This is a genomic window from Eudoraea sp. (assembly GCF_049665975.1).
In the GTDB taxonomy this organism is placed as follows: Bacteria; Bacteroidota; Bacteroidia; order Flavobacteriales; family Flavobacteriaceae; genus Eudoraea.
Genome location: NZ_JBATGR010000324.1, coordinates 1 through 6,394, shown reverse-complemented (window position 1 = coordinate 6,394; position 6,394 = coordinate 1). Strand labels below are relative to the sequence as shown.

Here is a 6,394-nt window from a genome sequence, read left to right as displayed (position 1 = left end):
TTCTGTAACCATCACCGCTAATAGAACTTTAAAGGCTATTAATATAGATGATCAATTGCTGCAAGACAAGGAACAATTAGAGGATTATCTGGTCCTTACCTTGAATAAGGCCATCGAAAAAGCCACTGAAATAAATGAAGTAGAATTAGCTGCAGTAGCGAAAGAAGGTATGCCTGATATTCCCGGAATGGATTCTTTTTTAATTAATAAATAGTGGAATTAAGTTTATCCTAGTTAGTTAATTAAGTATGAAAGTTAATCCATTTTTAATACTTTTAAATAAAAACTTACTACATGATAAAGATAAATAAAGATGATAACAACACGTATAATTTCTCTTTAAACACCACTAGTGGTAATGCCTTGTTTTATAGTGTTGGATTTTCGAGTGAAGAAGAAGTCAGGAATGTTGTTAGCGGTTTGAATATGTTCGATAAACAACAATACATATTTGAACGTAAGACCTACCATAGAGGAAACTTTCTTTTTAACCTCAATGATAAAAAGGGACAACTTATTGGTAACAGTCAACTTTATGGGTCCGAGGCAGGAATGGAGAATGGTATAAAAAACCTTAAAAAAAGAATAGCTGCCTTAAATAACTCCCAAAACTTATAGTGTTCTTAAAGTTTTTAGAAAAATTTCGTGCATTTGATCCGTATAATCCCTATGAGTTACTATCCGTAATTTCGAATTTCCCATACCAATAATATAAATGTCTTTTTTGTGGAGTTTTAAAATAAAATCATCTACGCTTAAATAGTCTTCATTTATTTCAAAGATAATAATATTGGTCTCCAAAGGCTCCACTTTCTTAATAAAGGGTAAACTTTCAAGTAACGCACCAATTTCTCTTGCTTTTTTATGGTCATCCGCAAGACGGTCCATTTGGTTATCCAACGCATAAATGCCTGCCGCGGCCATAAAACCAGCCTGTCGCATACCCCCTCCTAATATTTTTCTAATGCGCAAGGCATTATTTATCAATTCTTTATCTCCAACTAAAACAGAACCCACCGGGCATCCAAGTCCTTTACTAAGGCAAACACTAATGGTGTCAAATAATTCTCCATACTGCTTTGCAGTCTCTCCCTTTTCAATCAAAGCATTCCATATTCTGGCTCCATCCAAATGATACGCCAGACCATACTTTTGGCAAACTGCTTTAATACGAACAAGTTCAGAAAAATTCCAACACGCTCCCCCACCTTTATTGGTGGTATTTTCAGCGCAAACTAAAGAAGTCAATGGGCTATGATAAAAATCAGGTGGGTTTATTGCGTCCTCAACCTGATTTGCAGTCATCATGCCTCTATGACCATCTATTAATTTACAGGAAACACCACTATTAAAACTTACTCCCCCACCCTCATAATTATAGACATGGGCATATTTATCACAAATTAATTGATCTCCTGGTTTGGTGTGAAGTTTAATTGCTGTTTGATTTGTCATTGTGCCACTGGGGAAGTACAATGCAGCCTCCCTGTTAAACAAACTAGCTACCTTTTCTTCTAGTCTGTTAACAGTGGGATCAGCTTTAAAAACATCATCACCAACATCTGCAGACATCATGGCATCTAACATACCGGGTGATGGTTTGGTAACCGTATCACTAATTAAATTTATTTCCATAAGTCTTTTAATGCATCAATCTAATTCATACAATCCATACCAATTGGAGATCCGTCTGGTATTTTAGAAACTTCTATAACCTTGAATTCATCTGGTTCGCTGTAAAAGTAATCAACCCTTCTTATCATTTCCATGGCATCGACATTATTCCTGCTAGATTGTAAGGTTGTTTTAATTGATTTAAGTTTATGATTTGCTATGGCGTTTACCTGAGGATGCACACCTTTATGGGCTGCCAGATTCATAATATGAAAAAGTACCCGGTAATTAATTGATTTCTGGACCTCATTGAAATAAGGATCTTTCAGGGTTTTTTCAATCGTATTTTGAACTAGCTGGCTTAGAACATATTCCAGGCCAATTTGTTGAGCATCAATACTTTTTTGCAGTATTAACCTTGAAGCCCTTTCAGGGTGCAAAAGTAATCCTAAGGTCATATCCGAAGCAGTTTCCGGGGCAGAGAGCGCGTCAAAAGAGACTCCGGTCCTGCCTGTAAAGGATTCACGGTTTCTAGGGTAACCAATCGCCCTTGGTGGAAATAAAGATAATTTTTCTTTAGGTATGGCTATTGCATTTGCATCCAAAGTTTTCAGCAGTACCTTAAATGCCCGAATCTGGGCGTTTTTATCAAGGGTTTCAACGGTTTTCTGACCATCGCCTTTAATAGCATAGTTATAGTCGAGCCCGCCAATCAATTTAGCTACTGCTTCTGTTTGATATCTGTGAAAAAAATAAAGTGGTGCAAAAACATCTTCCAAAACTGAGTTTGGTTCATTTTTGCGAATGTTGTCAATAGAGAAATTTTCAATAGCAATTTCCCTGATATTTAAAACGTTTTGCAATTCCGCGCTTGCACTCGCCCCATTATCCCATAAATGCCCTAATGCATGTGCTCCACCTAAAGGCCTGGCATCCTGATCGGATATAAAGCGAAGTCCTTTATTGGAGGCCTCCGCCAGTATCTTATTCAAGGCTTCCTTTTCATTGGTTCCCTTTGCAAATTCTGAATATGAGTAGGCCACTGTTGTTTTGTCCCATTCTCCAATTCCGGTGTCATAAGCCTGTGAAAAATCTATTTCCCCGTTTACAATTTTAAACTGGGGATGCGGATAATCCATGACTGAAGCTCTTTGATTTGTACTTGCAGCAAAATTATGTGTAAACCCAAGTGTATGACCAATTTCATGAGCAGACAATTGTCTTATTCGTGCCAAAGCCAATTCCAGCATTTCATTATAATTATCATCTCGTTCTTCAAAAGGTTTTTTTGTTAAGGCCTGTGCTATTAAAAAATCCTGCCTGATCCTTAAACTACCCAAACTTACATGCCCTTTTATTATCTCGCCTGTTCTGGGGTCTGTAATACTACTTCCATAGCTCCAACCTCTGGTTGAGCGGTGCACCCACTGAATAACATTATATCTTACGTCCAAAGGATCAGCATCATCTGGTAATATTTTTAACTGAAACGCATCTTTATAGCCTATAGCTTCAAAAGCCTCGTTCCACCACCTGCCACCCTCTAGTAAAGCACTTCTTACAGGTTCGGGAGTGCCGTTGTCCAGGTAATAAATAATAGGCTCTAAAGCCTCACTCACTTCAGCCTCCGGATTCTTTTTAGACAAACGGTGTCTGGTAATAAATCGCTTGAGAATAGGTTCCTGCACTGGTGCGGCATAATCATAATATGAAAACGGGTACGAACCACTTCGAGGATCAAAAACCCTTTCTTTGTAGTTTGCATCAGGCAACTCAATAAATGAATGGTGTTGCGCTACAGTTACCAAATTTGGGTTGGGGGAAACTGATTTGATAAAATTACCTTTGGAATCTCCTTTGAAGGTAAGTGTCACATCAAACTCAACATTTTTCGGAAATGCTCTAGTTCTTTCGAGTGCCATGGCACTTTTACTTTTCTCAAGAGTGTAAGATCCCTGTTCTTTTTGCTTTAACCGTTTTGCAACTCCATGAACGTCCTGAATTAAAAAATCGCTGATATCAATAATATATTTACCGGTTGACTCTTCTATTATTTTAAAACCGAAAAGCACAGATTTGGCAAAAGCCTGCTCAACAGATTTTTTTTCCAGATCATTGTCGGTAAGAGCCCTGTATTTTAAATTTGGTTGAATAAGTAGTAGTTTATTACCGGCTTTTTTAAAATATACAACTTGCTCATTTCCAAGTTGTCCTCTATCTAAACCTATATCGTTACTTCCAATTCCACTACTTAGAGAATACACATATAGAAAAGGCTTTTCAAGTTCTTCAATCTCCAGGTAAATCTTATCACTGCTTCCATCATAATAGAAATCATAAAACCCTTCATGCTTCTGAAAGGCTTTACTCTTTTCGGTAAATTGTGCATTTATTAAAGAACAATAAAAAAGAGATAGAAAAAAAGTATAAAAATAGTTTTTCATCATGTTGTTGGTTGAATTTTTAAATTTATGCAAAATTGATTGCACAACCATACTTTAGCTTTATTTTTGATGAAAATTCAATTTAATGACAACATCAGATCAACATAAAGATCTTATAGAACGCCTTGGCGCGTTGAGGAGGTATCTTTGACATTGATGCCAAGCTAATAGAAATAGAAAACGAAGAGGAAAAAACTCTGGCTCCTGACTTTTGGGATGACCCCCAAATTGCACAAAAACAAATGAAACTCGTACAATCCAAAAAAAAATGGGTTACCGATTTCAATGCCGCCGAGGATTTCATAAATGACCTGGAAATCCTTTTGGAATTTGCCAAGGAAGGGGAAATATCTGATGAAGAGGTAACGCATCAATACAATACTGCTCTAAAGGCCATAGAAAATCTTGAATTCAGAAACATGCTTTCTGAAGAAGGAGATGATATGACCGCAGTTCTTCAAATTACTGCCGGTGCAGGAGGAACTGAAAGTTGTGATTGGGCGGCCATGCTTATGAGGATGTACATGATGTGGAGTGAAAAAAATGGTTACAAGATAAAGGAGCTCAATTATCAGGAAGGTGATGTGGCAGGTATTAAAACTGTTACCTTAGAAATTGAGGGTGAATTTGCATTTGGTTGGTTGAAAGGAGAAAATGGAGTTCACCGGCTTGTGCGCATCTCTCCATTTGATAGTAATGCCAAGCGGCATACCTCTTTTGCATCTGTATATGTTTATCCCCTGGTTGATGATAGCATTGAAATAGAACTAAACCCGTCGGATATTGAAATAACCACTTCCAGGTCTAGTGGAGCAGGCGGACAGAATGTGAACAAAGTGGAAACAAAAGTACAGTTGGTGCATAAACCTTCTGGCATTCAAATTTCATGTTCAGATTCGAGGTCGCAGCACGATAATAGAGCTACAGCCCTTAAAATGTTAAAATCTCAACTATATGAGATCGAATTGCGCAAGAAGCAAGAAGCCCGGAGCGAGATAGAATCTTCCAAAATGAAGATAGAATGGGGCTCGCAGATTAGAAACTATGTTATGCACCCTTACAAACTGGTCAAAGATGTTAGGACGGGGAAAGAAACGGGTAATGTAGATGCTGTAATGGATGGGCAAATTGATGAATTTTTAAAGGCCTACCTTATGGCCATGGGGCAAAAAGAAGTTTAATTGAATCTTAAATGATTATAGAACATTAGAAAAAATTAATTCGCCTTCTATGATAAAAATATACCACAATTCCAGATGCCGTAAATCCCGGGAAGGTCTGGCTATAGTTGAATCTTCTGGTAAAGATTTTGAAATCATCAACTATCTTGAAAAAACTCCCACAAAGAAGGAGTTGCACAAAATCTTAGGTTATTTGTCTTTAAGTCCAATTCAATTGGTACGCAAAAATGAAACAATTTGGAAAGAAAAATTCAAAGGGAAAATACTTTCCGATGAAGAAATTATTGAAGCTATGGTAAAACATCCTAAATTAATTGAACGCCCTATAGTCATAAAAGGAGATAAAGCAGTAATAGGCAGACCAACCGAAACCATAATTGAACTGTTAAAGCAATAACGGAAAAATTTAAGCCCAATTCTTAACTTAAGGTAATTTATTCTAATTTTGTCTAATGGCTTAATGCTTTTAACAATCATTTAAGCGCTAAGGAATAATCTTTAGTTTAATTTTACTGAATATTTAAAAAAATGAAGTTTAACATCAAATATATCGGTTTAGTATTTTTGTTTTTACTTTTAGGAATACCTGCAGTAAATGCCCAATACGGTTATAACAATGGATACAACAATGGTTATAACAGGAACCGTGGCAGTGGATTGCCGCGTATCCCCGACCCTGAACGAAAACCGGAAAATCTTACTGCTGAAGAAATTGTAGCCAAAGAAATGCCAAAAATTACCGAGGTAATAGAATTAAATACTTTTGAAGAGGCGGTCGTATCATCCATCCTTACCAAATATGTTCAACAAACCATAGAACTTCAACTTTTAAAGTTACCGGCCGATAAATCAAGGGAAGCAGCTGACAAAATAAGAGAAAATCAAAAAGAGGAATTACAAGCAGGTCTCCCTGAAGATAAATTCAATCAATTGGTTGAACTTCAAAAGCAAGGTTATGCTAAAATGAAAAAGAAAAAGAAAAAGAAAAAGAAATCCAAGGATTAAAAATTTAATTATCAGTAAGTAGTCTATAAAAATCCTTACGCAGGCTTGCACAAAAACGAAAACCCACTGAGTAACTTTTCCTGAATCAGCAAAAGGAGCTACAATAGTTACAATTAACTATAAAAGCACCAAACAACTAATATTTCCAGG

At 36.6% G+C, this 6,394-nt stretch carries 7 protein-coding genes; 5 read left to right on the top strand and 2 right to left on the bottom strand.

Annotated features, from left to right (window positions below; translation table 11 throughout):
* Window positions 1-214, top strand: a 214-nt coding sequence (locus tag WBN20_RS11350; RefSeq protein WP_424281752.1) for a YbaB/EbfC family nucleoid-associated protein, incomplete at its 5' end; no start/stop codon positions are given.
* An 80-nt stretch (window positions 215-294) separates the two neighbouring features.
* Entirely contained in the window at window positions 295-618 is a 324-nt protein-coding gene (locus WBN20_RS11345; protein WP_424281751.1) for a YegP family protein, read from the top strand.
* Here the strand turns inward: WBN20_RS11345 and WBN20_RS11340 are convergent.
* Window positions 613-1,635, bottom strand: coding sequence for a threonine aldolase family protein (locus tag WBN20_RS11340; protein WP_424281750.1), 1,023 nt, complete (start codon window positions 1,633-1,635; stop codon window positions 613-615). The two genes, WBN20_RS11345 and WBN20_RS11340, sit on opposite strands and share 6 nt — an antisense overlap.
* A 20-nt stretch (window positions 1,636-1,655) precedes the next feature.
* Window positions 1,656-4,058 carry a zinc-dependent metalloprotease gene (locus tag WBN20_RS11335; RefSeq protein WP_424281753.1) on the bottom strand — a complete coding sequence of 801 codons (2,403 nt, stop codon included), beginning with the start codon at window positions 4,056-4,058 and terminating at the stop codon, window positions 1,656-1,658.
* Window positions 4,059-4,143: 85 nt separating this feature from the next.
* On the opposite strand from WBN20_RS11335, the gene prfB reads away from it, so the two are divergent.
* The 3 genes from prfB (at window position 4,144) to WBN20_RS11320 (ending at window position 6,244) form a co-directional block, all read left to right on the top strand.
* A protein-coding gene (gene prfB, locus WBN20_RS11330) for a peptide chain release factor 2 (RefSeq protein ID WP_424274719.1) occupies window positions 4,144-5,239 on the top strand; the annotation gives its coding sequence in 2 pieces (ribosomal slippage) (window positions 4,144-4,206 and window positions 4,208-5,239; 1,095 coding nt in all).
* A gap of 49 nt (window positions 5,240-5,288) precedes the next feature.
* On the top strand, window positions 5,289-5,636 hold the full coding sequence (arsC, locus tag WBN20_RS11325; protein ID WP_424272683.1) for an arsenate reductase (glutaredoxin): 348 nt from the start codon (window positions 5,289-5,291) through the stop codon (window positions 5,634-5,636).
* 131 nt (window positions 5,637-5,767) lie between these two features.
* Window positions 5,768-6,244 carry a hypothetical protein gene (locus WBN20_RS11320; RefSeq protein WP_424281749.1) on the top strand — a complete coding sequence of 159 codons (477 nt, stop codon included), beginning with the start codon at window positions 5,768-5,770 and terminating at the stop codon, window positions 6,242-6,244.
* Window positions 6,245-6,394 lie beyond the last annotated feature (150 nt).